Below are 22,989 nucleotides of genomic sequence, written 5' to 3'. Positions count from 1 at the left end.
TAAAATGTGGTATTTTTATAAACAAGTTGTAGAATTTGATTATTAACTTTGGCTATTTAAGTTAAAAGTTAATCACCCTAATAAAACTGGCCAGATGAGAAAATGATTGAGTAGTCAATTGGCTAGGTAGACTAATAAAGCTTAGGAAATTGCTTTATTTGATGTTAGAACGCTTTGCTCAGGAGGAGCTATGCCAAATTCTTTAATACCAACCTGTTATTTTCCGAGTACTGCCTTATTTATTGATGATAGCCGTGATTTTCTACTTAATTTTGTTTTGCAACTTGACGAATGGCTAGCTTATCGGGTTTTTGATTCTCCTTTTGACGCTTTAGATTATATTCATAAAAAACATAATGATTTAGCAACAATTAAAAGACGATGTATTAGCCGTTTTACAGAATTAAGTGAATGCACCCTGAGTCAAAAGCTAAACACCTTAATCCATTCAGAAATCTATAATCCTAAGCGTTTTAATGAAATTTCAGTCGTTGTCGTTGATTATGAAATGTCTGATATGAATGGTATACAATTTTGTCAGGCAATTAAACATACACCAATCAAAAAGATATTGCTGGTTGGTAAGGCCGATGAGCATGCAGCTATCAATGCATTTAAAGCTGGGCTCATTGATGGTTATATTTATAAGAGCGACCCAAATATTGCTGATCTAATAACTTATAGAATTAAACATTTGCAGTGGCAATATTTTCAAGATATGTCAAAGTCTATTTATCAAGAGTTAAGGTTAAATGCGCCAACTTGTTTACAAGATAGTGGTTTTATAAGTTTCTTTAAAAAATTATGTCAGGAAAAAGATATTGTTGAATTTTATTTGGCTGATGATACAGGTAGTTTTTTACTCCTTGATCATGATGCTCAGATTAGCTTTTTGATTTTAAAAAGTGAGGCAGATCGTATTTTTTATTTAGAAGTTGCTCGTAATCACGGGGTGAGTGAGGAATTAATTAAGTTATTAACTAAAGGTGAAATGATTCCTTATAGATCCCTACCTAAAGATAAAAAGAATCAAGATTGGTTAACAAATTTACTGCCAGCTAATCAGCTTATTTCTGATAATCGATATTGGTATTCATATAGTAAAGAGCCTTTATTATTAAATATCAAAAAAGAACAACTATTATCTTATTACCAGCATCTAGAGGAAATTGATGCGGAAGAATTACTACTTTTGTAGCAAGGCTTTTGTCAATCTTTCAAATAGAATAGAAGTTAAATGTTTTATTTAAAAGCGATTAAATGCAGTTATATATAGCATATGGGTGTTTAGAAATATACGCCCAATATCGGTCACCATATGACCAATGCCAATATTCAGTAGGATAATTAATAAACCCTGCTTTCTTAAGAGCATGAGACATTAAATCACGGTTTGCTTGTGCATTTTTAGAAATGAAAGGGCATACTGTGGCAGAATATAAAGCCTCTGTATCTTCAGCCCAGTCTTTAGGATGGATTCCCATATCAATTGCTTCACCTTGCGCGTTTACTAAGTAAACATCAATGGCGGCACCTGTGGCATGAGGCGGAATATTCCTACTACCATCAAGATTAGTTACTGGAGAAACCAGCTTTATTGTTTCGTTAAAAAGTTGCTGATGAGACCAATTAGTATGTTGTTTCGCTAATTTTTTATAACGTGTTTCAAATAACGTTTTTTGTAATGATAAACTACGATAGCCTTCGTATAAACAAAACCGTAAGCCTTGTGGTAATAAAGGTTGCGCTAATAATAAACGTTGGAAAACTTCCCGTCTCATTTTAGTATAATCAGTGTTATTAGGAATTTCGGGGGAGGGCCCAATTAAAATGTCAGTTGATTCTTTTATGTCAATTAATGCTTCATGATTTTCTTTCACCGGGATGGCTAGGACTTCTGGTGCAGCAATTAACACAATTAAGTTTTCAGCATTCATAGTCTAACTTCTAGAATAAAACTTAGCATTTAATAATTATACCTTAAAAAGTATTTTTATAATAAGTAGTCTATACATATCTAATCCCAATAGAGTTCTAAATGGTAAAACATGTTTAACTGGAAATCATAAGTAGTTGTGGTTATTATTTTATAATTGACTATCAAGGATTCATATGCGCATATCCCTATTAATTTTGATTGGGTTTATGAAATGGTGCTTTGCTGATAATGTTAATGATTTTGATCGACAGCAAATCATCGAGCGAATTAAACCTGTTGGTGAAGTTAAAATAGAAGAAACAACACCAGCTGCAAATCAAAAACAAGCAGAGCAACCTACAACTCAGGTCGCAGCTAAAGAAGAGCCGGGTCAAGCTACTTATGAAAAATATTGTGCCACTTGTCACCAAAATGGGTTGGCAGGGGCGCCGAAATTTCGTAACGAAGCAGATTGGAAACCGCGTATGGCAAAAAAAATAGAAGGCTTAACTGCTTCAGCCATCAAGGGCCTTAACGCTATGCCGCCAAAAGGAACATGTGCTGAATGTAGCGAAGAGGATATTAAAAATGCTATAGAATATATGTTATCTAAATCATGACTATTTATCATTATCGTTATTGGCAAATGCTTCTTTTTTTAGTGAGTTTAGGCGTGTTAGCTGCCTCACTTTATTTTCAATACGTAAGAGGCCTAGAGCCATGTCCTCTATGTCTAATGCAAAGATTATGTGTTATCTTAGAGGTATTGCTATGTTTGATAGCCCTTTTTGTTAATTCATTACGCACGCAACGTATAATAACTGTGTTACAAATTATTATTGCGCTCGCCGGCTTATATTTTGCAGGTCGCCAACTTTGGCTACAATCACTGCCACATGATCAAATACCTGCTTGTTTACCAGGTCTTGATGTATTAATGCGTTACTTCCCTTGGCGTGATATTTTTCATGCTTTATTATGGGGCGCTGCTGATTGTGCAGAAGTCAATTGGACATTGCTAGGCTTATCTATGCCAGCTTGGGTTGTCTTATATTTTATTGGTATGCTTAGCGCTACTGTATTTCTTTATATAAATTCTAAACGAAAATATATAAACTAAAACAGCCAATATTCGCTATAATACTTAGTTTTAGTGGTCTAAATTAATGACAAGGTTTACCTGCCAAGTACTTCATAACCATCAACACACCAAGGCTCGGATTACGAAAATTAAAACGGCGCATGGTGACTTTATTACACCTACTTTCATGCCTGTAGGAACACGCGCTGGCGTAAATAACATGACAATACCAGAGTTAACTGCGGCTGGTAGTCAAATTATATTAGGGGGCAATACCTATCACATGCTTTGTGCGCCCGGCATGGACATTATTAAACAAGCCGGTGGTATGCATCCGTTCATGGGATGGCATGGACCTATGTTAACAGATAGTGGTGGGTTTCAAGTTTTTAGTTTATCTAAAAATAAAGAAATTTGTACCATTGATGAAGAAGGTGCTCATTTTAAATTACCCAGAGTAGAGCGCATCATTCATATGACGCCAGAAATGTCTTTGGCAACTCAAAAGATTATTGGTGCAGATATCATTATGGCATTTGATCAGTGTACGCCAGATGACTGTTCGCGTGATGAGGTGCAGCGTATTATGACACGAACGCATCGGTGGCTAAAGCAATCACTTAATTATCATCAGGAGCATCCAAATTCTATTTACGGTTTTCCGCAAGCTTTATTTGGTATAGTACAAGGCAGTATACATCAAGACTTGCGTCGAGAAAGCGCTCAATATGTGGCTTCTATGAATACAGATGGTATTGCTATTGGTGGTGAAACCATAGGCTTTGATATGGTAAAAACAGTAGAAGTTATCCGTTGGGTTAGAGAATTTCTTCCTGAAAATAAGCCACGCTATACCATGGGCGTTGGCATGTCTCCGCAGGATTTATTAGATGTGGTAGCTGAAGGCATTGATATGTTTGATTGTGTTGCGCCAACAAGGAATGCACGACATGGTGCTTTGTACTGCGGGGAAGTCATTAAAGAAAATAACTGGCTACGTTTTGCTAGTGACTACACTAATCATCGTTTGCAAATTAAAAAAGCTTCCTTTGCTGATGATTTGTCACCTGTGATGCCTACTTGCACCTGTTATACTTGTAAAAATTATTCTAGAGCGGCATTACATCATCTATTTAAGCAGCGATCAAATCTCTTTACAGCCTTAGCTAGCATTCATAATATTCACGTTATGCATGATGTTTGTGCTAAGATGCGCGATTTAATTGCGTCTAACGTTTAGGAGTCTTTAATGTTCATTATTTCTACTTCCAAAGGTGATATTCATCTGGAGCTTCATCATGAAACAACACCTAATACCGTACAAAATTTTCTTAATTATGTTCGCTCAGGCTTTTATAAGGACACGATATTTCATCGCGTTATTCCCGGTTTTATGATTCAAGGTGGCGGTTTAACAGCGGATATGACAACAAAACCTACTGAACAACCAATACAAAACGAAGCTAAAAATGCCAAGCCAAATAATAGAGGCACAATTGCCATGGCAAGAACATCAGATCCTCATTCAGCAACAGTACAATTTTTTATTAACCTAGTGGATAACAAATTCCTTAATTTTCAAAGCGAAAATGCGCAGGGATATGGCTACTGTGTATTTGGCGAAGTGGTTGAAGGCATGGATATCGTTGATGAAATTGCTAAAGTAAAAACTGGAAACCACCAAGGTCATGCAGATGTTCCTGTTGATAAAATCACTATTAATGAAATCAAAGAAGTGTAATTACGTAAATTGATATAAAAGTCAACGTAGCCTTGATGAAGCAGCACGTAATCAACGTTTAATGTTTTCAAATACTTCAGGCCATTCATATTTTTACTTCCTCTGAATGGCTAATTTTTTCTGTATGCCTTAATGTCTCTAATCAGACAATAATAAGAATCTCTAAACAAACATTAATTGTGCGCTGCTCCATTAAGACTACATTAACTAAATTTACATTTTTACAATAACGACCATTAGGTAATAATAAATAAAATAGTTTACTTTGCTATTTTTTTCATAATAAGGATTGTTAATATGCCTACTGTTAAGCTCGCTGATTATAAACCTCAGATTATCAAATTAATCAGACCAATTTAAAAATAGATCTAGATGAAGAAAAAACTATCGTTACAGCAACTCTTAAAATAAAAAGAGACAAACTAACTGCCCTACACCTGTCACGCTACTTTAATTCCCTCATTAATGACTAAGTTTATGTCAGATTTTGTGCTCTCTAGGTTTAAAAATGATCTCTGTAGGCCTTGAGAATAAAAGTTATTATTTAAGCATCTAGCAAAGTTAGTTTGTTTGCCAAAATTATTATATTGTCCAGTTGCTCCTATATGATTCATACGAGTAGTGGGGTATTTTAAGTTGTTCAAAAGTCCTGTTAAGTTATGCTTATTAAATGCAGCCGGCTTATGCCCTATGATATTTAGAATTAATTGAGAGCTTTCAATGGGCTCATTCGTTGTAAAAGCTTCTTTAGAGAGAATCTGGGTTTTAGATTGCTGATTAGTTGTGCTCTCAGGTAAATTCTTTACTATAGGTTTTTTTGTTTGACAAAATTGCCTAATATGATGGACTGTATGTATCACTAATCTTGGGATTAACCAAAGCATTTGACATAATAATGCGCCCACAAACAGACAAGCTTTTTGTATTTTCCACATCCAAGTATTTAATTTTTGACGCTCATAGTCAACAAAGGTATCTGATGTTTTTGATATAGGATTTTTAAAATTAGGTGCTTTCGCATGAGCTATGAAAATATTCTCATTTTCCAAACCATGTTTAAAAATTTTTGTGCCAGGCGGTAAATAGTTACTACCCAGATAAAAAACAGGATCGCTACGATGCGTAATCACTTTTAACGTTCTCGCTAGCTTATTAGTATTTTGACTCTTATTTCGTTCATAAATTTTTTCTTCGCGTGAGGTTAAAGTAGGGGGGTTAAGTACATAAAAATCTACTTTCTCAGGCTGATGAACATGAGAATGGATACTCATAGCACCACCTAAACTTTGTCCTGTACATATCACTGGCCGACCAGTTCGCTGATACTCGCTATCAATCCATGATTGAATTTTATGTTTACCACGTTGATAAAGAAATGTGCCCACCGCTCCTCCGGGCATAGTGTCACCCAAAATTCCGGCAAGAAAACCACGGTCGCTAGGTACAGTTGTACCTTGAAAAATAAGTATTGATGATTTGTCACTTATTAATCCATATGCATAGTAAGGCGAGCTAAACCACCCTGAAGTTAATTTGATTTTATGAATAGTGTAAGTTACTCCATTCATATCAATCTGACTTCCTTCTTGTGGATGAGAAAAAGCTAAATAAGACAAGGCATTGTAGCAAATAGTTTCTTTCTGTTCAGGGGTTAAGGTTACGTCCTGGCAGGTTACTGTAATTTTTTCTTTTAACGCATTAAAAAATTGAAGCGTAAATGAATCGTCTGCTGTAACAAGAGTTGCCCACAGTAGCTTTACCCAACCTCCAAAGCCAAGTGAAAGTGAGTCAGTATCATAAAATAACCATTTAACCATTTTTTGTGGAATAGTATCTGTCATTTTTAGATCACTCCATGCAAAATTAAAGCATTATTATTTATTTTATTAAAAACTGCAATAATTTTAACTAATGTGTTTCGCAGTTTGCCGCATTTCATTAGTTAAAGATTAGAAAAGCTGGCTAGGTTGGTTCCATTAGAAAATAAAATTTTCTGAATAGATCTCAGCTGTAAATTTAAAGCTAGTTAATGCCAAAGATCTCATTGGGTTATCGACCATAGATTCAATCGTCTTTTTTTAAATATTTGCATGTTTTCAACACCTTTAATGGTGGCACAGACTATTTTCATAGGCTGAAACTCCCTTATCAGATTAGTAAGCTTCTTTAGTTTTTCACGATCTAATCTAAGTCGACCATCACAAATGAGTTCTAATAAGGTTCAATACGCACAGATAAATTTCTTTCCGGTTAAGTTCCTTGATTATTAGGCTATAAATTGAATCTTTATAGGGATTAATAAAAGTTAAATCACAAGTTGTTAAGCTTTATTTAAATGGCCTTGGCAAATTTGTATAGAAAAGGTAGCAAGATATTATTTAATATAGCCTTAGAAAACGTTTTTTTTCAATACACTAATGCAACTATTGATCTATCTATAGGTTACAATTCAACCCAATATATTGAAAGTTCAATTTTTACCGTAATTACTAACTCATAAAGCCAACTTTGCATTAAATTTTGTAAAGAAATATTCAAATCTAGTCCAGAAAGCTGGCTGAATTTTTTTAAAAATTTTAAGGCTCTCTAATCAAAAAATATTATTAGTATATTTCAGCAGTATTCTCTATAAGTTTATTAATTGACTTGAGTGATCTTGCTTATTACAATCGGCTCAATTATGTTATTTTTCGGATAAATAATGACATTTGATGAAATTTGTCAGGCAGCAAGTGCTAATAATAAAAATTTACTTACTAAGCAAATTTTAGACTATAGGGTTGTAAAAGAATGTGCTTTAGTAAAAGATAGTAAACGAGCACTCTTTACTCCTGCGATGTTTTTAGCTTATTCGGGTGATGATAAGGCTGTAAATATATTAAGAGAATTAAATGCAAATATTAATTTTATTGCTAAGGGCTATGCTATAGCTGGTAATGATAAACAAGTAGAACACTATCGTACTGTACATAAAGCAAATATTAACTACATTGCTGAGGGCTATGCGCTAGCTGGTAATGATAAACAAGTAGAACACTATCGTACTGTACATAAAGCAAATGTTAGCTACATTGCTCAAGGCTATGCTATAGCTGGTAATGATAAACAAGTAGAACATTATCATACTGTACATAAAGCAAATGTTAACTACATTGCTGAGGGCTATGCTATAGCTGGTAATGATAAACAAGTAGAGCACTATCGTACTGTACATAAAGCAGATATTAGCTACATTGCCGGGGGCTATGCGCTAGCTGGTAATGATAAACAAGTAGAGCACTATCGTACTGTACATAAAGCAAATGTTAACTACATTGCTAGGGCCTATATGGTAGCTGGTAATCATACAAAATCCGCAGAATACCAAGCTTTAATTAACTTCATTAATACTTGTGCTCCTTTACGAACTGTGCCAAACAGCGTGCCTACAACTTTTCAGCCAACTCAGGGAGTACTACCGTCTCAAGTCTATAATGCCAATTCTAAGGTAGCGTTTTCAGCGAATATGAACACTCTCAATTCCACAGCATTGGAGGATACCTTACTTAAATTACAACAGCGTAACCAACAATTAGAGGCGCAGCAAAAGGTTATGCAGAAAACTATTAATGATCAACAATCACGTATTAATCTATTATTGGAAGAGAGAATAAAATACATGCAAATGGTTATTGATCTACAGCAAGAACAATTGCAGAGCCAATCGTTAGTTTTTTCGCCTGTCAATCCATCTACTATTTCTGTACCAACCGCCTCAAGTAACCAACCGACTCATCTTATCTCCTCATTATCTGTAGAAACTAATGAAAACAACGCTAATAAGCGGAAAGCTTCTGAGGAGGAAATTGGTATTTTACAGGTGGATGAAAGTGGGAAAAACTTAGAAACTTTAAGCTTTTTTGCCTCTAAACAAGAGAAAATGCCTGAAAATACTTCTGAGCCTACCCCTAAACGATACCGTTCTAATTCTCATAATGAACCTAGTTAAAATTTAATAACTGCACAATTTTTACTAAAATTTTGGGTGGCTCTAAGGTAATGAACACTTCCCTCACTAAGTTAACTGATACAGCTTTGATTTTTATAACAACAATATTGAATTCACTCTTGAAATAAGATATAGCATAAAATAAATTATAAAATTCAATTATTTAAAAAAATATAAATGCTAATAAAAATTAATTTTACGGTATCTCAGCATAGTAACCCGAGTGGACGTTACAGCCATTATCAAATGAAGTATTGGCGAAATTTTCAATATACTTGTGAAGAAGTTATGGATATTAATTTAGGGTTATATAAAAAATCATCTCATTGGAATAATGGCCTCCATACTAAACCTATTAAGACTACTCGTGACCCAAGAGCGAAACGTATAGCAATATATCAATATAGTAATTTTATGCCAGTTTTATTGCCGGAAAATTGTGATGAATTAGTCAAAGAACAATTTATTATTGAATTCACAAAGTATATTAATGAGCATTACAAATCAGGTTTAACACCCTTTCAAGCACATCGTACAAAGACATTCGTGCTTAAAGCATTAAATATAAATATAGACATTACCCAATATAAAGAAAGCGTAACTACTAATTTCTTTACGCGATTTAATATACCAGATGAAATAAGTTTAGAAATACAAAATTATTTATCTTTACAGGATATTAAAAATATTGAGCTAACCTGCAAGTAGTAATCTTAAATTATATTTATTTGATGAATTTCAATCAACGAAAGCAGCTTTCGCAACTATTAAGCGATTTGGAACATAGAATTTGTTTTTTAAATTAAAAAAATTATCCGAGCTTAATTACATAGGCTCGGATAGTAAATCGGCATTAAAATTTAATGGTGAGTCATCCATGCGCGGAAAAAAGGCAGGATTGGTGTGACGGTAACAGCATGGTGTCCAGAGTCGTCTTTGTAAGCGCAAATCCAACTTTCTTGACCTTGAATTTCAAAAGGTGATGGGCCTGATTCAAAATTTAAAGAGTTTACAGCACGCAATATTTGTTGTTTTGCGTCATTTTTATTAGTTGCACTAAACTCGCCAATAACAAAAGACCACTGGTCATTAGTACCGTAATTATTAGATTTAACGAATCCATACCAGTGGCGGTCTGCTTTTATAATATCAGAAACATTAACAGCTTGTAATGCAGATACTGACGGGCAGGTATTTGGTTTCTCAGTTGGTGAGGCAAAAATCAATTGGGATAAAGTTAGAGAAAGAATTGTACTTATAATTTTTAATCTCATTGTATTTCCTATATAACGTTTAAAAATTACTACTAAAATTTGTAAAGCAATGAGATTATAAATTAAATTCATTAATTTAAATAAGATAAGTTTTTACTTTTACAGCACCGGCAAAAAGCGCTTGCTAAGCTTGCACATTATCTTTGGCGCCCTTAAAGCCTGACTCTCGAGCACAATGTGCACAACAAAAATAATCATTATCCACTGCAATCCCATGACCAATAATTTGACAATCACAATGCTTACAGTGGGGGGCAAGTTTATGAATGGCACATTCAAAACAATCAAAAGTATAGACTTTTCCTTGCTTATGAATTTCAAAAGCATGCTGATAACTATTACCGCATACGTCACATGTACTCATAACGATTTCCTTATTCCATTTGGGTAATCAGAATTATAGCAAAAATATTAATTTCAACCGTATAAAAGTCAGCGTAGTCTTGAGGCCAGGTAGTGAAATAAAGGTTTTTTTAGATAATTATTTTAACTTCGTATGATTACACTTCATTTTTTTACGCAGTTTAATGCTTTAAAAAGCAAAGCCTTACACATTATAACATAACGCCTAATATAGAAATTTTAGGTCATCAAGACAAGTACTATTTGGTTTATAGGGTTTAAAAAATAATATACATAAGTGGCCAGTTCTTCCGATAATTTATGAATAAAATATGTATTATTTTACTTTTGTTCATTATGGCTTTAAATATAAATTAATTTATATACGCAAATTATTTATGCAGCATCCCCGCCATAAAACAAAATAATAAAATAGATAATTATACTAAAATAAGGGTTTTAATTTCTGGTCGATGAGGAATAATTCTTCAATAGTTTTTATACTAAGTTCAATAGACGCGTTAATAGTTTTGGTGACTAATTCCTCTTGATCCGAAAAGGCTGTTTTGTCGCCTATAATAGCTAAGATACAACCGCTAAGGATATTAGGTGATTGCGCAGAACTTAATTTAGCATTTTTAAGGGTTGTTAATATAAATAATTGGGCGCATTCCATTTCTGAAGCTAATACACCTGCTTGATGTAAACTACTCATATAATTTTCATTATCACTTCTTATAGATAAATGAAACTCACGCGCATACAATGAACTTTTTGAGTGAACAACACCAAAATGAATAGGCGCTGTTCCCATGAGCTTACTAGCTCGTCCAGTGGCAATTAAATATTCTAGAGAAGATAAAGCAGGGTATTCAGGGTAAATATAATCCCAGGAAGCCTTATCATCTCTGACAGCGCCTGTGGCAACCACTAAGTGGCCCGTTTTAATTTGTTCAGGCTGAAGAGAACCTGCCGTTCCAACTCGTAAAAATCGACAAGTGCCTAAATTAATTAATTCACTAATAATGATATCGGCGCTGGGTCCTCCCATGCCGCTTGAGATAGCGCCAACATCAATTGGACCATGCTGACTTGGTAAGGTACCTAGATATAAATTATGTTGCCTAGGGTGCGGGCGTACTGTCGTTTGGCTAAAACGCTCGCTAAAGTGTTTAGCTCGTTCATCTGAGCCAGTTAAAAAGATATAACGTCCTAAACCATTATTACCTTTTAAATCATCAGATGTTGCATTAATATGCCTTGGCTCAAAGTCCATAGTAGAATCCCTTCTTAACTTGATAAATAATATTAAGATACTGCCACAAAAGCGCAGTAAATAATTTCTATGTAATTTAAATTTTAAAAAATTTTTAGTTATTCTGATAAATCCAGTTTAGGATATTGGCAGTATAAACAATAAAATAATTATTAGGGAAAAAATTATGAAAAGGAAGGCTTATGCTCTTAGCTTAATGATGTTTTATTTAATAACTTCAGAGGTAAGGGCAGATAATCCGTCTTCTAAATTACCAGAGCCGCCAATACAACAGGTTATTAATCACTACTTAAATAACGCTGGAAAAAAAGAACAAATTACCGGTATCGCTGCTTCCGTATTAATTCCATCACAAAAGGGTAGTTTAAAAGGTAAAATAGTGAACTATTTTACAGGAACTATTGGCTGGCCTCCTTACACTGCTCCTATAACGAAAGATAATCTTTTCGAAATAGGTAGTATTACGAAATCGTTTGTAGCAGCAATTATTTTGCAATTAGAAGCTGAAGGAAAATTATCAATTAATGACAACTTAGGTAAGTGGCTCCCACAGTATTCCAATTGGAAAGATATTACGATTAAACAACTATTAAATATGACAAGTGATATACCTAATTATTCAGCTAATGTAGAATTTTATAAGGTAGCGGAAAAAGCTAATTTTAAGAAGCAATGGTCAGCATCAGAATTACTACAGTGGGCTTCGCCTGATAAGCCTATTAAGAATCCAAAGCATCATTTTAATTACTCAAATTCAAATTATATTCTTGCCAGTTTAATTATTGAAAAAATCACTAATAAATCTTTTGCTGAAGTATTAAAAACAAGGATTTTAACTCCTTTTCAATTAGCCAATACTTTTTATCCTGCCGGTAATGATGGAGAAGAAATTTATAAAAAACTCATGCCTCGCATGGTACATGGTTATTTCTATGACAAAGATAAAAAGAAAATGATTGATGCAACTGGTAATAACTTAACTTGGGCTAGTGCTGCAGGCGCAATCATTGCCGATACAACCGATGTCATTCGCTGGGTGCAAATTTTATATCATGGTGAACTTTTTGATAATGGTCATCGTAAAAACGCTTTAACCGAATTAATGTCAGTTATATCAACAAAAACTGGACAACCTATTCCAACAGTAAGTAAAGATGATCCTGATGGCTTTGGTTTAGGCGTCGTTTATGTTTATGATAGTAAAACTGAAAATCGTTACTGGAGTTATAAGGGCAGCACTTTAGGATACCGTGTTATGTATCTCTTTAGCCCATGCAACAATATAACTGTTGCAGTTGCTCTAAATAATAAAGCGGGTGAAGGTGAAAAAAATTCACCCATGGGGGACGCTATAAAATCACTTATCATTGATATTTATCAAGCAGTGATTAAAGCTTATCCTAATTATGCTTGTAAAAATTGAACTGAACTGAGATATTTATTTGAGGTAGGTTGGGTCGATTGACCCAACTTGAAAAATTACTTAGTACTGCAATGTAGATTAACTAATTGTTCACTTTGGTTAGTTAAATAAGCTTGAGCATGAGCGTCTGCTTCGATTTCAATTCTTTCGTTAGGGGAAACAACGATTTTTAATGTATCACCTTCAGTAAGAATGTGCCCGTTAACAATAAATTTTCTTTGAAAAGCTTCAATATAAATTGCGCTTTTAGCATTTTTTTCAGTTCTAACTTTACAAGTTGCAGTAACAGTCCAAGGGAGATAGTTAGAAAGCGTTTGCACCTGGTTTGGTGGTAAATCATATTCTTTTGATATCCCTTTTGCTAACTCAAAATTAGTTGCAAAAGAACTTGTAGCCAATAGAGCACTTGTACAAAGCAAAATAGCTTTTACTTTTTTTAACATTATATTACCTCTACTTTGATCTAAAATAGTTAACATTAATTGCAACGAATATTCATTAACGTATCAGCATCATTAGTGATAGTTAATTTTGCACGAGCATCTAATTCAAACTCAATTTTATCGCCAACTTTCGCTAACACAGTCATTAAACTGCCTTCAGGTAGGATAACGCCATTAATAACAGCACGATTTTTTAATGCTTCAATTAATAATGGATTTTGATCATTTTTTTCTGCTCTAACTGTGCATTTGAAGTTTTGACTGCTAAACCAGCTACCGTTGAATTTCACCGCTTGATGTGGTGGTAAATCATACCCTTTTAAGGTATTTAGAGCTAGGTCTTGATTTTGAGCAAAAGAACTACCGGCAAAAAGAACAGTAGCTGAGCACAATAAAGCAGCGCTAATTTTTTTTATTTTCATTTTAATTCCTTATTTTCAGCTGGTTTATGTAATACAAATGCTGTATTTTCCTAATATAGGAGGGATAAAAAAACTCCTCTTTGACTTAAAGAAACAGCAAGCTAAAGGCGTTTCATTTATCCTTAAAAAACGCCTCAAATTTAAAGCACTGTGTCTCTATTGTCAAACTAATTAAGCTTTATTCATACCGTTTTTTGACAGGCTTCCCTTGTTAAATTATAAAAACTCTGTCTATTAAAAATATAAAAATTTTAAATTCAATAGCTTATAAAATAACCAACAGATTCATACACGGAAAATTGTTTCAGTAAAGCTATTAATTTTTTCTTTAAAAATTAATGTCAAAAAAATAAATTTAATTTTGTCACATAATAGCATTTTATTTATTAGTCATGCTTTGTATTAATTGACTCACTTTATAAATTAATATTGTCTAAAAGGTATTGACATATTATTTTACTATGTTAACTTAGTAACTGAGGCATGCATTATTGCTAAAGTTGTCAATATTAATTTGACATAAAGTGGTAAGCTTAACGTAGTCAGTAAACGTAATAAATTTTAAATCCTGACTTAAGATAAAAATGCTTGCTAATTCAGCCCACTAGGCCTCCGAATATTTAGTTAGTAGGTGTGGTCTTTATAAGGGATAATTGTTTAATAACAAGAATGAGGTGTAATATGAATAAAATGAAATCTCTATGTCTTCCTGCTCTTTTAGTTGCTGGTTTAACGACAAACGCTTTTGCACTTCCTTGTGATGGCTTTGAAATTAAAGTAAAAAATAATTTACCTGATAAATTATTAGTAACGCAAGTTCGCTTGAATGGTGCAGACATTCAGCCAGGTGGTATTCAACAAATCGAGGGGAAATCTGCGCAAGTATTTACTGTAAATAAAAGTGCGGAAAAAGGGATTATGTCAGGAGAGTTTGTATTCCATACCGTTAGCTTACCAAGTAAAGAAGTTAAAGTGAAATTTGATCTTGCTAATGAAGCGGTTATCTGTAACCACACTGATAAAACCCCGGCCGGTGATTATCCTGTAGATAAAACTCGTTTACCTAATCAAGTATTATATAGCATTGGTAAGTAAAATAGGAATTAAAGAGCAGTCAAAAGACTGCTCTTTAAACGTACAAGTAATTAAGGTTCTTTTACTATCTAAAGATTAGTTATTTTAAGCTCGTTACACCAAACTTGAATTTCTTTTACCTATTCGACACAAATTCTTTCAAAAAATAATATCAAGTTTCTAATGCACGATATTATCAATCTGCTTTAGAGAAAGTAATGACTAAAATTATTAATCAATTTAATGCCGTCTATTTTGATCTTTTAGAGTCTGTCACATTATTGAAGCTCCCATTAATGGCTTCTAATTAGAGTCCCGCTACCTCGTGAAAGATTCCGAGATTTCTTTGCCCCCTAAATGGACTCGCCAATGCGCGAGGTATTTATCCGTGCGCGTCCTGCTTCTGGCACGTTGTCATAGACTACCAAGCGTAAGCCTCCCACAATGACTCTATAGCTGCAGAAAAATTTTTTAGTCTCTTCAGGCTGATTAAAAAAACCGCAGCCTATTGCAGTCTTCGCGCCTAGGCTTTCAGCCTTACGTAACGCGCAGTAATGGAACTTAATAAATTTAAATACACTTTTTGATTGACTAAAATAAGTATTAATTGTATTATTAGTAATCATTTAGTTTGGAGTTTAAAGTTATGCCTTACAATAAATTTGCATTTAAACCCACCGCCCCGGTGTCTGAGCAAGCCAATAGTCTACAAGAAACATCCTCTCCTTCTGGTAGGGAAAGAATAGAGCAAGAAAATTCTGTACCTCCTAACTTAAATCCAATAGATTTTGGTGAGGTGTTAGCAAAATTTCAATCAGCTAGTGTGCCAGATCCTAAAGATGCTCTAAATGCACTTAAAACGAATCAACAGCAGACTAAAAATGTACCAGCTTCTGCCCAAAGTTCATCAACTCAGGATCCATTATTTAACCCAGCGCCTCCTATAATGCCAGCAACTAAAACATCTACCAATGCTTTTCTATATAAAAAGGAAAGGTTGTTTTACGCAGGCTGTGAGATTACTGATCCAAATATTTTAAGCTCTGTCAAATCAGTAGGCGAAGGCATAAAGAAGCACCTTGTTGCTATGATTAATGGAAAAGAAGAAACGATTTATAAATACTCTCAGAAAGCAAGGCATACGCTATTTTTAGATGGGCAAGAGGTTACTGATACAGAATTATACAAAAAATTATGGGCTATTAAATGCCTTGCTCCAAGTCAACATTACCATTTCATTGATAGTGTTGGTCACTATTTATTAAGTCAAAATCAGCATAAATACAAATCGGAAATTATTAAGGACCAAATATATCTAGATTTCTGTAAAAATAGAAAAGGATCTTCAGATAGGCCATCTAGTCAACCAAGAATAGGCGTGGCTAGTGTGGCTATGTTTGCTCAAGTAATTAAAAATGAGAGCGAAGATGAAGGAAATAAAAAACAAAAGACATCACATTATTTTAAGAGCTAATAAGGAAAGACGTGTAATTATATAATCAGTTATTTCCCTGCTTATCCTTAGGTGATAGGCAAGTTAATGAAACTATAAGGTCTGGCAAATATAAGTGAATAAAATTATCAGGTTGTTTGCTATAGCTAGGAGGTTTATTGATGCCAGATCAATATTTTTGACCCGGTCATTTCTAATTTATATCATTATTTATAACCATTCAGATGTGTTTTAAATTAGCTAATTTAAAACACTGTAGACAAGCAATATTATTTGAGTAAATCAATATTAAGTTAACTTCAGTAAAAGAACGCAGGATATAAACATACATAAGTTAGCTACTATTACTATGAGTTAAATAAGAGTGGTAAACATTAAATGCTACCGGATTAACTAAAGACAAACATAGTCCAATATAATAGTTGTTATTTAATACAATTATATTATTTTAATCATGTTTTTAAATATCGAGATTTAACAATTTTAAAAATTTTAGCTTTTTTCCATGAGTCTACTATAAACGCTATTTTTTTACCCGCTAAGCTATGGTGCTTTGTTAATTCAATAAATTGAGCTATTTTTCCAATTTGTTAATTTTTTTCTAAACATAAATACGACTTCTTTAACTTTCTACCATACCTTGCTCTATAGCTGAGACTGTTTTGTAAACAGTTTATCCAGCAAAAAAATAATTACGCAAAATAGCGTTAAACAAATGTTTTAGTAATAAAAGGAATATTAATAGTAAATAAGGGCCCTTTAAAGGGCCATAGCTTTACTAAAAAATTTTTGAATTAACGACCTATTATTAAAAACTTATTTGCGAAGAAGGTTTCAGAAGTATCATCTGCGCATTCATTAAATGGCTTATAGCTGATATCAGAGTTATTAAGATTGTATAAAGAGCGATTTTCTATTTTGTAGAAGAATTCTTGTTGGATAATATTCATCTTTAAAATGTAGTATTAACAGTATCGCTCGCTTGTGCATCTAAACAAAACGTTTTAAATTCTTTTAAGTCTTCTTGCGCTTGAGTAAATGAATCGCTAAAGTAACTTTGCACCAGCGAGTAATCTTCGTAAGCAGGCAGGTGTTTATTTAAACCCTTAAGTATGACTAAAACGGCAGTGCAATAATTTTTAATAGCTGTATTGAAGCTATCTTTATTATTAAAAAAGGCTACCCCAGGATTTTTTTTTCGATTGAATAGTGTGCTCATAGGCTTTAACAACATTATCATCCCAATATTTATCAACTTTACTTTTTACTTTAGAAAATTTCATAGCATTCTTTATTAACAGTATAAAATAAAAGCTCTCTAAATTAATTAATATTTATTAAAGAAATATTAAGAGAGTTTAAAAAAAACATCTTTAAAAGAATTAATTAAGTTTTAAATAGTTTAATTTTAATTATGAGTTAATTGATTTAAATTACAATTTGAAGAAACTAAGTAATTGGATGAAATTATTTGCTTTGTAAAATAAGCCCATATATAATGAGCCCCTCGTCCTTGAGGGCGAATTATAGGCACGTAGCTCAGTGGTAGAGCACCACCTTGACATGGTGGTGGTCGGTGGTTCGATCCCACTCGTGCCTACCATCTCAGCCCTTTTTGCAGGGTATCTTTTAGCAATTTTGGGATAAATTACTTTAATTGCTCTACTATCCTGGCTATGCTGCTGGGAAATGACTATTTTTTAACTAAATAGATAACGTATAATCTTAATTTAACGGGCAGTTGGTTAGAGGGAGTACAAGATGCCAAATATTAAATTACCTGATGGCCAGGTAAAGCATTATGACTATCCCATTACTGTAAAAGATGTCGCTTCTGATATAAGCATAAGCTTATCTAAAGCAGCATTAGCAGGGCGTGTTAATGGAAAATTAGTTGATACCAGTTTTCAAATAGACCGTGATTGTGAACTTAATATTATCACTGATAAACAAGATGATAGCTTAGAAGTAATAAGGCATTCTGCAGCACACTTGTTAGCACAAGCGGTAAAACAATTATTTCCTAGCGTACAAGTTACTATTGGACCTGTCATTGAGGATGGCTTTTATTACGACTTTGCTTTTGAGCGCCCCTTTACCCCTGAAGATTTACAGCGCATTGAAGCTAAAATGTATGAGCTAGCAAAACAAGATTTACCTGTATCAAGGCGCGAATTACCTCGTGATGAGGCCATTGATTATTTTCGTAGTTTAGGCGAAGAATATAAAGCAAAAATTATTGCTGATATCCCAGCAGATGAGGTTTTATCTTTATATAAGCAGGGCGATTTTGAAGATTTATGTCGTGGCCCTCATATTCCCTCTACTGGTTTTTTAAAAGCATTTAAATTAACGAAAGTAGCTGGCGCTTATTGGCGCGGTGATGCTCGCAATGAAATGTTACAACGCATTTATGGTACAGCTTGGCCTAATAAGAAAGCATTAGAAACCTATCTGCATCGGCTTGAAGAAGCTGAGAAACGCGATCATCGAAAGCTTGGTAAAGCATTAGAATTGTTTCATTTTCAAGACATTGCCCCTGGTATGGTATTTTGGCATCCCAAAGGATGGACTATTTATCAAATACTTGAGCAATATATGCGCCATCGCCTACGTGATTTTGGTTATCAAGAAATTAAAACGCCACAATTAGTAGACAGGACATTATGGGAGAAATCAGGGCACTGGCAAAATTTCCGTGATGAAATGTTTGTCACTGAAACTGAAAATAGACATTATGCAGTCAAACCCATGAATTGCCCGTGCCATGTCCAAGTTTACAACCAAGGGCTTAAAAGTTACCGTGATTTACCATTGCGCTTTTCAGAATTTGGTAATTGCCATCGTTGTGAACCTTCTGGCGCGTTACATGGGTTAATGCGAGTACGTAACATGGTGCAAGATGATGCGCATATTTTCTGTACAGAAGATCAAATTCAATCTGAAGTAGCCATGATGCTTGAACTCGTAGAGTCAGTCTATGCTGATTTTGGATTTGCAGAGATTAAATACCGACTAGCACTACGGCCTGAAAAGCGAGTTGGAGAAGACGCGGTTTGGGATAAAGCGGAGCAGGCTTTAAAACAAGCCATGCAAGATAGGAATATTAAATGGGTAGATGCGCCAGGCGAAGGTGCATTTTATGGTCCTAAAATTGAATGTTCTTTATCAGATTGCTTAGGCCGTATTTGGCAGTGTGGAACCATTCAAGTTGATTTTTCTATGCCTGAACGGTTGGGTGCTTCTTATATTGCCGAGGATGGCAGTAAACAAATACCTGTGATGCTGCATCGTGCAATCTTAGGTTCATTTGAACGTTTTATGGGTATTTTAATTGAACATTATGCTGGACGTTTTCCCTTGTGGCTTGCGCCTGTACAAGCTATAGTCCTTACAATTAGCGAAAAACAGCATGATTTTGCTCAAAAAGTAACAAAAATTTTACAAAAACAAGGTATTCGAGTTAATTTTGACTTGAGAAATGAGAAAATAGGTTTTAAAATTCGCGAACATACTTTACAAAAAATTCCCTATTTATTAATTATTGGTGATAAAGAGGTTGAAAATAACTTAGTTGCTGTGCGATCCAGAGAAGGTCAAGATCTAGGGACAATGACTTTAGAAAGATTGATTGATGTTTTACAAAAGGAAATCAATACTAAAGGCCAGCGCACGCCAGCATTAGCTACTAATAATGTTGTAGTGTAACAAAGTTATCTAAAAATATATTTTAACGTTATAATTAAATTTTGTATAACGTTACTATTTAACTAACTGGAGGATTTAACTATTAGTGTATCGAATAAGCAGCGTGAAAGTGATCGCGCACGCGTTAATGAGCAAATCAATGTACCAGAAGTTCGCTTAATTGATGATGAAGGGAACCAGATGGGAATTGTATCAACGCGCGAAGCATTGCGCGCGGCCGAAGAAGGTGGCTTAGATTTAGTAGAAATTTCACCTTCGGCGCGACCTCCAGTATGTAAAATAATGGATTATGGTAAGTTTCTCTTTGAGTTGAGCAAAAAGCAAGCTGAAGCAAAGAAAAAGCAGAAGCAAATTCAGGTCAAAGAGTTAAAGTTCCGTCCAACGACGGAAACAGGGGATTATCAGGTCAAGCTACGCAACCTGATACGTTTCCTACAGAACGGTGATAAAGTGAAAGTGACGTTACGCTTTCGTGGTCGAGAAATGGCTCATCAAGAAATTGGCATGAAACTTATGGAACGTTTGCAACAGGATACGGCTGAATATGCTGTTATTGAGCAACATGCAAAGCGTGAGGGTCGACAGTTATTGATGGTTTTATCGCCTAAAAAGAAGTAGGTTGAGTTTAAGAATTAGCAGGATAGGGGATTTATATTAGCGTTAGTTGAGAAAATGGTTCAATTAGTCTATTTAACGACTCGAGTATAATATTTTTTAAATATTTAAAGCGTTAGCTTTTTATCAAATCGATAAGTAAATCAGTGAATCATCTTAAACTATAGATCTTTTAGCTAGTTAACTAAACTTTGCCATATTATTTATTTTAGAAATAAATGCGGAGTATAAATTATGCCTAAATTAAAGTCACATCGAGGCGCTCAAAAGCGTTTTCGTAGGACAGCAAGTGGTGCTATTAAGCGTCGTCGTGCTTATAGGAATCATATCCTTACTAAAAAATCGAGCAAACAAAAACGACAATTGCGCGTAGAAGCAGGTACATTAAAAGCATGTGATGCGCGTTTAGCTGAACGTATGTTGCACGGTAGTTAAGGGGGATTAGATATGCCAAGAGTTAAACGAGGCGTGACAGCTAAAGCACGTCATAAAAAGGTTTTAGACCAAGCTAAAGGTTATTATGGTGCCCGTAGTCGCACTTATCGGGTAGCAAAACAAGCAGTTATTAAGGCTGGCCAGTACGCTTATCGGGACCGCCGTCAGAAAAAACGTCAGTTCAGAGCATTATGGATTACTCGAATTAATGCACAAGCACGTGAATGCGGTTTATCTTATAGCCGTTTAATTGATGGATTGAAAAAAGCTGCGATAGAACTTGATAGAAAAGTACTCGCTGATATGGCTGTGTATGATAAAGTTGCTTTTGCAGCAGTTGCTGAGAAAGCGAAAGCAGCATTGCAATAAATTAGATTAATTTATTTAAATTCAAAATATAATTAATCTTTTAAATTTATTGTATCAGTATCGTGATGACGAGGAGGCTTTTGCCTCCTTTTTTACATGTAGGTAATATCATGCAACATATCACCGACTTACAACTTCAAGCTATTGAAGCTATCGAACAAGCTCAAGATATAAATACACTTGAAGCTATAAGAGTTGATTACCTGGGTAAAAAAGGTAAGTTAACTGAGATCTTAAAATCCCTTGTTAAATTAAGTGTTGAAGAAAGGCCAAAGGTAGGCCAGTTAGTTAACCAAGCTAAGCAGACGGTTAATACACACATTGAGAATAAACTACAGCATTTAAAAGAATTACAATTAAAAGAAAAGCTATCTGCTGAGCAAATCGATGTTACTTTGACAGGACGACAAAATAAATATGGTGCAACTCATCCTATTACTCAAGTAAGGCAGCAGATTAATGATTATTTTAGCCGGTTAGGATTTGATATCGTTAGTGGTCCTGAGATTGAAACCGATTATTATAATTTTGAAGCCTTGAATATTCCGAGCCACCATCCAGCGCGTGCGATGCATGATACTTTTTACTTTGACAGTGGCCATTTATTACGAACGCACACCTCACCTGTACAAATTCGCACAATGGAACAGCGCCAACCTCCTCTCCGTTTGATTGCACCTGGTCGTGTATACCGTTGTGATTCTGATCTAACACACACACCCATGTTTCATCAAGTTGAAGGATTATTAATAGATGAGCATGCAACACTAACGCATTTGCGCGGTTTACTGCAGGACTTTTTTGCTTATTTTTTTGGTAAGGAGTTAGCGTTACGTTTCAGACCTTCTTATTTTCCCTTTACAGAGCCTTCAGCAGAAGTGGATATTGCATGTACTCAATGTCTTGGTAAAGGTTGTCGTTCATGTAAGTTCACTGGCTGGCTTGAGGTATTAGGCTGTGGTATGGTACATCCTAATGTTTTAAAGGCTGTCAATATTCCTGTCGATCAATATCAAGGTTGGGCCTTTGGAATGGGGATTGATAGGTTAGCGATGCTATATTTTGGTATCGATGATTTAAGAATGATGTTTGAAAACGAGTTAGCTTTCTTAAAGCAATTTTAAATAACGATAACTAATGTAAGTTCAGTATTAAATAAATTTAATAACGTTAATAGTTATTGTCAGAATAACCTTGTTTTGTGCTAAAAAAAGGCGTTAATTTAATGTCGAATTTATTTATGTTTAGTCTGGATCCCGTATAAATGCTACGCATTTTACGGGATAACGTTCGTTTAGCGACATGGTATTGTTGCGTGGAAAAGAAAGAGTAGCTGCAGATCATAGTAGCCTGGGTGAAACGAAGTGAAACCTGGGTTCCGGCCCTTTGGGTCTACGCCCAGGCTACCTATTCTTTTTGTAAATTTA

General features: G+C 34.3%; 23 protein-coding genes and 1 tRNA gene. 16 read left to right on the top strand and 8 right to left on the bottom strand.

Annotation, left to right across the window (positions count from 1 at the left end; translation table 11 throughout):
* Positions 1-190: 190 nt before the first annotated feature.
* Positions 191-1,198 carry a response regulator gene (locus DYH30_RS13340; protein WP_115332126.1) on the top strand — a complete coding sequence of 336 codons (1,008 nt, stop codon included), beginning with the start codon at positions 191-193 and terminating at the stop codon, positions 1,196-1,198.
* Between the two features lie 58 nt (positions 1,199-1,256).
* Here the strand turns inward: DYH30_RS13340 and DYH30_RS13335 are convergent, their stop codons facing one another.
* A complete protein-coding gene (locus DYH30_RS13335) occupies positions 1,257-1,937 on the bottom strand; it encodes a M15 family metallopeptidase (RefSeq protein WP_115332125.1) in 681 nt (226 codons plus the stop codon).
* A 175-nt stretch (positions 1,938-2,112) separates the two neighbouring features.
* Here DYH30_RS13335 and DYH30_RS13330 point away from each other — a divergent pair, with 175 nt between their 5' ends.
* The 4 genes from DYH30_RS13330 to DYH30_RS13315 are packed head-to-tail and all read left to right on the top strand — an operon-like array spanning position 2,113 to position 4,740.
* Complete coding sequence (locus tag DYH30_RS13330) at positions 2,113-2,538, top strand: c-type cytochrome (RefSeq protein WP_115332124.1); 426 nt, start codon at positions 2,113-2,115, stop codon at positions 2,536-2,538.
* Positions 2,535-3,038: a disulfide bond formation protein B gene (locus DYH30_RS13325; protein ID WP_115332123.1), complete on the top strand. Its 504-nt coding sequence runs from the start codon at positions 2,535-2,537 to the stop codon at positions 3,036-3,038. Before DYH30_RS13330 ends, DYH30_RS13325 begins: the two co-directional genes overlap by 4 nt.
* 46 nt (positions 3,039-3,084) lie before the next feature.
* Complete coding sequence (gene tgt, locus DYH30_RS13320; RefSeq protein WP_115332122.1) at positions 3,085-4,239, top strand: tRNA guanosine(34) transglycosylase Tgt; 1,155 nt, start codon at positions 3,085-3,087, stop codon at positions 4,237-4,239.
* Between the two features lie 9 nt (positions 4,240-4,248).
* Positions 4,249-4,740, top strand: a complete 492-nt coding sequence (locus DYH30_RS13315; protein ID WP_115332121.1) for a peptidylprolyl isomerase — start codon at positions 4,249-4,251, stop codon at positions 4,738-4,740.
* Positions 4,741-5,180: 440 nt separating this feature from the next.
* Here the strand turns inward: DYH30_RS13315 and DYH30_RS13310 are convergent, their stop codons facing one another.
* Entirely contained in the window at positions 5,181-6,581 is a 1,401-nt protein-coding gene (locus tag DYH30_RS13310; protein WP_115332120.1) for a hypothetical protein, read from the bottom strand.
* 860 nt (positions 6,582-7,441) lie between these two features.
* Here DYH30_RS13310 and DYH30_RS13305 point away from each other — a divergent pair.
* Together DYH30_RS13305 and DYH30_RS13300 are read left to right on the top strand one after the other, a co-directional pair.
* The gene (locus DYH30_RS13305; protein WP_115332119.1) at positions 7,442-8,728 is read left to right on the top strand and encodes a hypothetical protein; all 1,287 of its coding nucleotides are present in this window, start codon (positions 7,442-7,444) and stop codon (positions 8,726-8,728) included.
* 177 nt (positions 8,729-8,905) lie between these two features.
* The gene (locus tag DYH30_RS13300) at positions 8,906-9,436 is read left to right on the top strand and encodes a hypothetical protein (protein ID WP_131740703.1); all 531 of its coding nucleotides are present in this window, start codon (positions 8,906-8,908) and stop codon (positions 9,434-9,436) included.
* Positions 9,437-9,588: 152 nt separating this feature from the next.
* Here the strand turns inward: DYH30_RS13300 and DYH30_RS13295 are convergent, their stop codons facing one another.
* The 3 genes from DYH30_RS13295 to DYH30_RS13285 form a co-directional block, all read right to left on the bottom strand.
* On the bottom strand, positions 9,589-10,002 hold the full coding sequence (locus DYH30_RS13295) for a DUF4949 domain-containing protein (RefSeq protein WP_115332585.1): 414 nt from the start codon (positions 10,000-10,002) through the stop codon (positions 9,589-9,591).
* A gap of 124 nt (positions 10,003-10,126) precedes the next feature.
* A complete protein-coding gene (locus tag DYH30_RS13290) occupies positions 10,127-10,366 on the bottom strand; it encodes a hypothetical protein (protein ID WP_115332117.1) in 240 nt (79 codons plus the stop codon).
* 423 nt (positions 10,367-10,789) lie between these two features.
* The gene (locus DYH30_RS13285) at positions 10,790-11,620 is read right to left on the bottom strand and encodes a phosphorylase family protein (RefSeq protein ID WP_115332116.1); all 831 of its coding nucleotides are present in this window, start codon (positions 11,618-11,620) and stop codon (positions 10,790-10,792) included.
* A gap of 166 nt (positions 11,621-11,786) precedes the next feature.
* Here DYH30_RS13285 and DYH30_RS13280 point away from each other — a divergent pair, with 166 nt between their 5' ends.
* Positions 11,787-13,043 carry a serine hydrolase domain-containing protein gene (locus DYH30_RS13280; RefSeq protein WP_115332115.1) on the top strand — a complete coding sequence of 419 codons (1,257 nt, stop codon included), beginning with the start codon at positions 11,787-11,789 and terminating at the stop codon, positions 13,041-13,043.
* 56 nt (positions 13,044-13,099) lie between these two features.
* Here DYH30_RS13280 and DYH30_RS13275 read toward each other — a convergent pair whose 3' ends face one another.
* A complete protein-coding gene (locus tag DYH30_RS13275) occupies positions 13,100-13,486 on the bottom strand; it encodes a hypothetical protein (RefSeq protein WP_131740701.1) in 387 nt (128 codons plus the stop codon).
* Between the two features lie 35 nt (positions 13,487-13,521).
* Entirely contained in the window at positions 13,522-13,908 is a 387-nt protein-coding gene (locus DYH30_RS13270; RefSeq protein WP_115332113.1) for a hypothetical protein, read from the bottom strand.
* Between the two features lie 681 nt (positions 13,909-14,589).
* On the opposite strand from DYH30_RS13270, the gene DYH30_RS13265 reads away from it, so the two are divergent.
* On the top strand, positions 14,590-15,003 hold the full coding sequence (locus DYH30_RS13265) for a hypothetical protein (RefSeq protein ID WP_115332112.1): 414 nt from the start codon (positions 14,590-14,592) through the stop codon (positions 15,001-15,003).
* Between the two features lie 625 nt (positions 15,004-15,628).
* Positions 15,629-16,456, top strand: a complete 828-nt coding sequence (locus DYH30_RS13255; RefSeq protein ID WP_115332110.1) for a hypothetical protein — start codon at positions 15,629-15,631, stop codon at positions 16,454-16,456.
* A gap of 931 nt (positions 16,457-17,387) precedes the next feature.
* On the opposite strand, the gene DYH30_RS13250 is transcribed toward DYH30_RS13255, so the two are convergent.
* Positions 17,388-17,669 (bottom strand): hypothetical protein, encoded by a 282-nt coding sequence (locus tag DYH30_RS13250; protein ID WP_115332109.1) that lies wholly within the window; start codon positions 17,667-17,669, stop codon positions 17,388-17,390.
* A gap of 294 nt (positions 17,670-17,963) precedes the next feature.
* Here DYH30_RS13250 and DYH30_RS13245 point away from each other — a divergent pair.
* The 6 genes from DYH30_RS13245 to pheS all read left to right on the top strand — a co-directional run bounded on the left by DYH30_RS13245 (position 17,964) and on the right by pheS (position 22,686).
* Positions 17,964-18,038 (top strand) — tRNA-Val (locus DYH30_RS13245).
* Between the two features lie 158 nt (positions 18,039-18,196).
* Entirely contained in the window at positions 18,197-20,143 is a 1,947-nt protein-coding gene (gene thrS, locus DYH30_RS13240; RefSeq protein ID WP_115332108.1) for a threonine--tRNA ligase, read from the top strand.
* 81 nt (positions 20,144-20,224) lie between these two features.
* Entirely contained in the window at positions 20,225-20,761 is a 537-nt protein-coding gene (infC, locus tag DYH30_RS13235) for a translation initiation factor IF-3 (RefSeq protein ID WP_115332107.1), read from the top strand.
* A gap of 231 nt (positions 20,762-20,992) precedes the next feature.
* A complete protein-coding gene (gene rpmI, locus DYH30_RS13230) occupies positions 20,993-21,193 on the top strand; it encodes a 50S ribosomal protein L35 (protein WP_115332106.1) in 201 nt (66 codons plus the stop codon).
* A 12-nt stretch (positions 21,194-21,205) separates the two neighbouring features.
* On the top strand, positions 21,206-21,562 hold the full coding sequence (gene rplT, locus DYH30_RS13225; RefSeq protein WP_115332105.1) for a 50S ribosomal protein L20: 357 nt from the start codon (positions 21,206-21,208) through the stop codon (positions 21,560-21,562).
* A 110-nt stretch (positions 21,563-21,672) separates the two neighbouring features.
* Positions 21,673-22,686, top strand: a complete 1,014-nt coding sequence (gene pheS / locus DYH30_RS13220) for a phenylalanine--tRNA ligase subunit alpha (protein ID WP_115332584.1) — start codon at positions 21,673-21,675, stop codon at positions 22,684-22,686.
* Positions 22,687-22,989: the final 303 nt, after the last annotated feature.

Source organism: Legionella busanensis (genome assembly GCF_900461525.1).
GTDB classification, from domain to species: domain Bacteria; phylum Pseudomonadota; class Gammaproteobacteria; order Legionellales; family Legionellaceae; genus Legionella_C; species Legionella_C busanensis.
This window is presented reverse-complemented; position numbering and strand designations above follow the sequence as displayed.

What these genes read in the sequence shown, in the direction of transcription:
- DYH30_RS13340 (WP_115332126.1), top strand. Translation starts at nt 191, where the DNA reads ATGCCAAATTCTTTAATACCAACCTGTTATTTTCCGAGTACTGCCTTA.
- DYH30_RS13335 (WP_115332125.1), bottom strand. Translation starts at nt 1,937, where the DNA reads ATGAATGCTGAAAACTTAATTGTGTTAATTGCTGCACCAGAAGTCCTA.
- DYH30_RS13330 (WP_115332124.1), top strand. Translation starts at nt 2,113, where the DNA reads ATGCGCATATCCCTATTAATTTTGATTGGGTTTATGAAATGGTGCTTT.
- DYH30_RS13325 (WP_115332123.1), top strand. Translation starts at nt 2,535, where the DNA reads ATGACTATTTATCATTATCGTTATTGGCAAATGCTTCTTTTTTTAGTG.
- tgt (WP_115332122.1), top strand. Translation starts at nt 3,085, where the DNA reads ATGACAAGGTTTACCTGCCAAGTACTTCATAACCATCAACACACCAAG.
- DYH30_RS13315 (WP_115332121.1), top strand. Translation starts at nt 4,249, where the DNA reads ATGTTCATTATTTCTACTTCCAAAGGTGATATTCATCTGGAGCTTCAT.
- DYH30_RS13310 (WP_115332120.1), bottom strand. Translation starts at nt 6,581, where the DNA reads ATGACAGATACTATTCCACAAAAAATGGTTAAATGGTTATTTTATGAT.
- DYH30_RS13305 (WP_115332119.1), top strand. Translation starts at nt 7,442, where the DNA reads ATGACATTTGATGAAATTTGTCAGGCAGCAAGTGCTAATAATAAAAAT.
- DYH30_RS13300 (WP_131740703.1), top strand. Translation starts at nt 8,906, where the DNA reads ATGCTAATAAAAATTAATTTTACGGTATCTCAGCATAGTAACCCGAGT.
- DYH30_RS13295 (WP_115332585.1), bottom strand. Translation starts at nt 10,002, where the DNA reads ATGAGATTAAAAATTATAAGTACAATTCTTTCTCTAACTTTATCCCAA.
- DYH30_RS13290 (WP_115332117.1), bottom strand. Translation starts at nt 10,366, where the DNA reads ATGAGTACATGTGACGTATGCGGTAATAGTTATCAGCATGCTTTTGAA.
- DYH30_RS13285 (WP_115332116.1), bottom strand. Translation starts at nt 11,620, where the DNA reads ATGGACTTTGAGCCAAGGCATATTAATGCAACATCTGATGATTTAAAA.
- DYH30_RS13280 (WP_115332115.1), top strand. Translation starts at nt 11,787, where the DNA reads ATGAAAAGGAAGGCTTATGCTCTTAGCTTAATGATGTTTTATTTAATA.
- DYH30_RS13275 (WP_131740701.1), bottom strand. Translation starts at nt 13,486, where the DNA reads ATGTTAAAAAAAGTAAAAGCTATTTTGCTTTGTACAAGTGCTCTATTG.
- DYH30_RS13270 (WP_115332113.1), bottom strand. Translation starts at nt 13,908, where the DNA reads ATGAAAATAAAAAAAATTAGCGCTGCTTTATTGTGCTCAGCTACTGTT.
- DYH30_RS13265 (WP_115332112.1), top strand. Translation starts at nt 14,590, where the DNA reads ATGAATAAAATGAAATCTCTATGTCTTCCTGCTCTTTTAGTTGCTGGT.
- DYH30_RS13255 (WP_115332110.1), top strand. Translation starts at nt 15,629, where the DNA reads ATGCCTTACAATAAATTTGCATTTAAACCCACCGCCCCGGTGTCTGAG.
- DYH30_RS13250 (WP_115332109.1), bottom strand. Translation starts at nt 17,669, where the DNA reads ATGTTGTTAAAGCCTATGAGCACACTATTCAATCGAAAAAAAAATCCT.
- thrS (WP_115332108.1), top strand. Translation starts at nt 18,197, where the DNA reads ATGCCAAATATTAAATTACCTGATGGCCAGGTAAAGCATTATGACTAT.
- rpmI (WP_115332106.1), top strand. Translation starts at nt 20,993, where the DNA reads ATGCCTAAATTAAAGTCACATCGAGGCGCTCAAAAGCGTTTTCGTAGG.
- rplT (WP_115332105.1), top strand. Translation starts at nt 21,206, where the DNA reads ATGCCAAGAGTTAAACGAGGCGTGACAGCTAAAGCACGTCATAAAAAG.
- pheS (WP_115332584.1), top strand. Translation starts at nt 21,673, where the DNA reads ATGCAACATATCACCGACTTACAACTTCAAGCTATTGAAGCTATCGAA.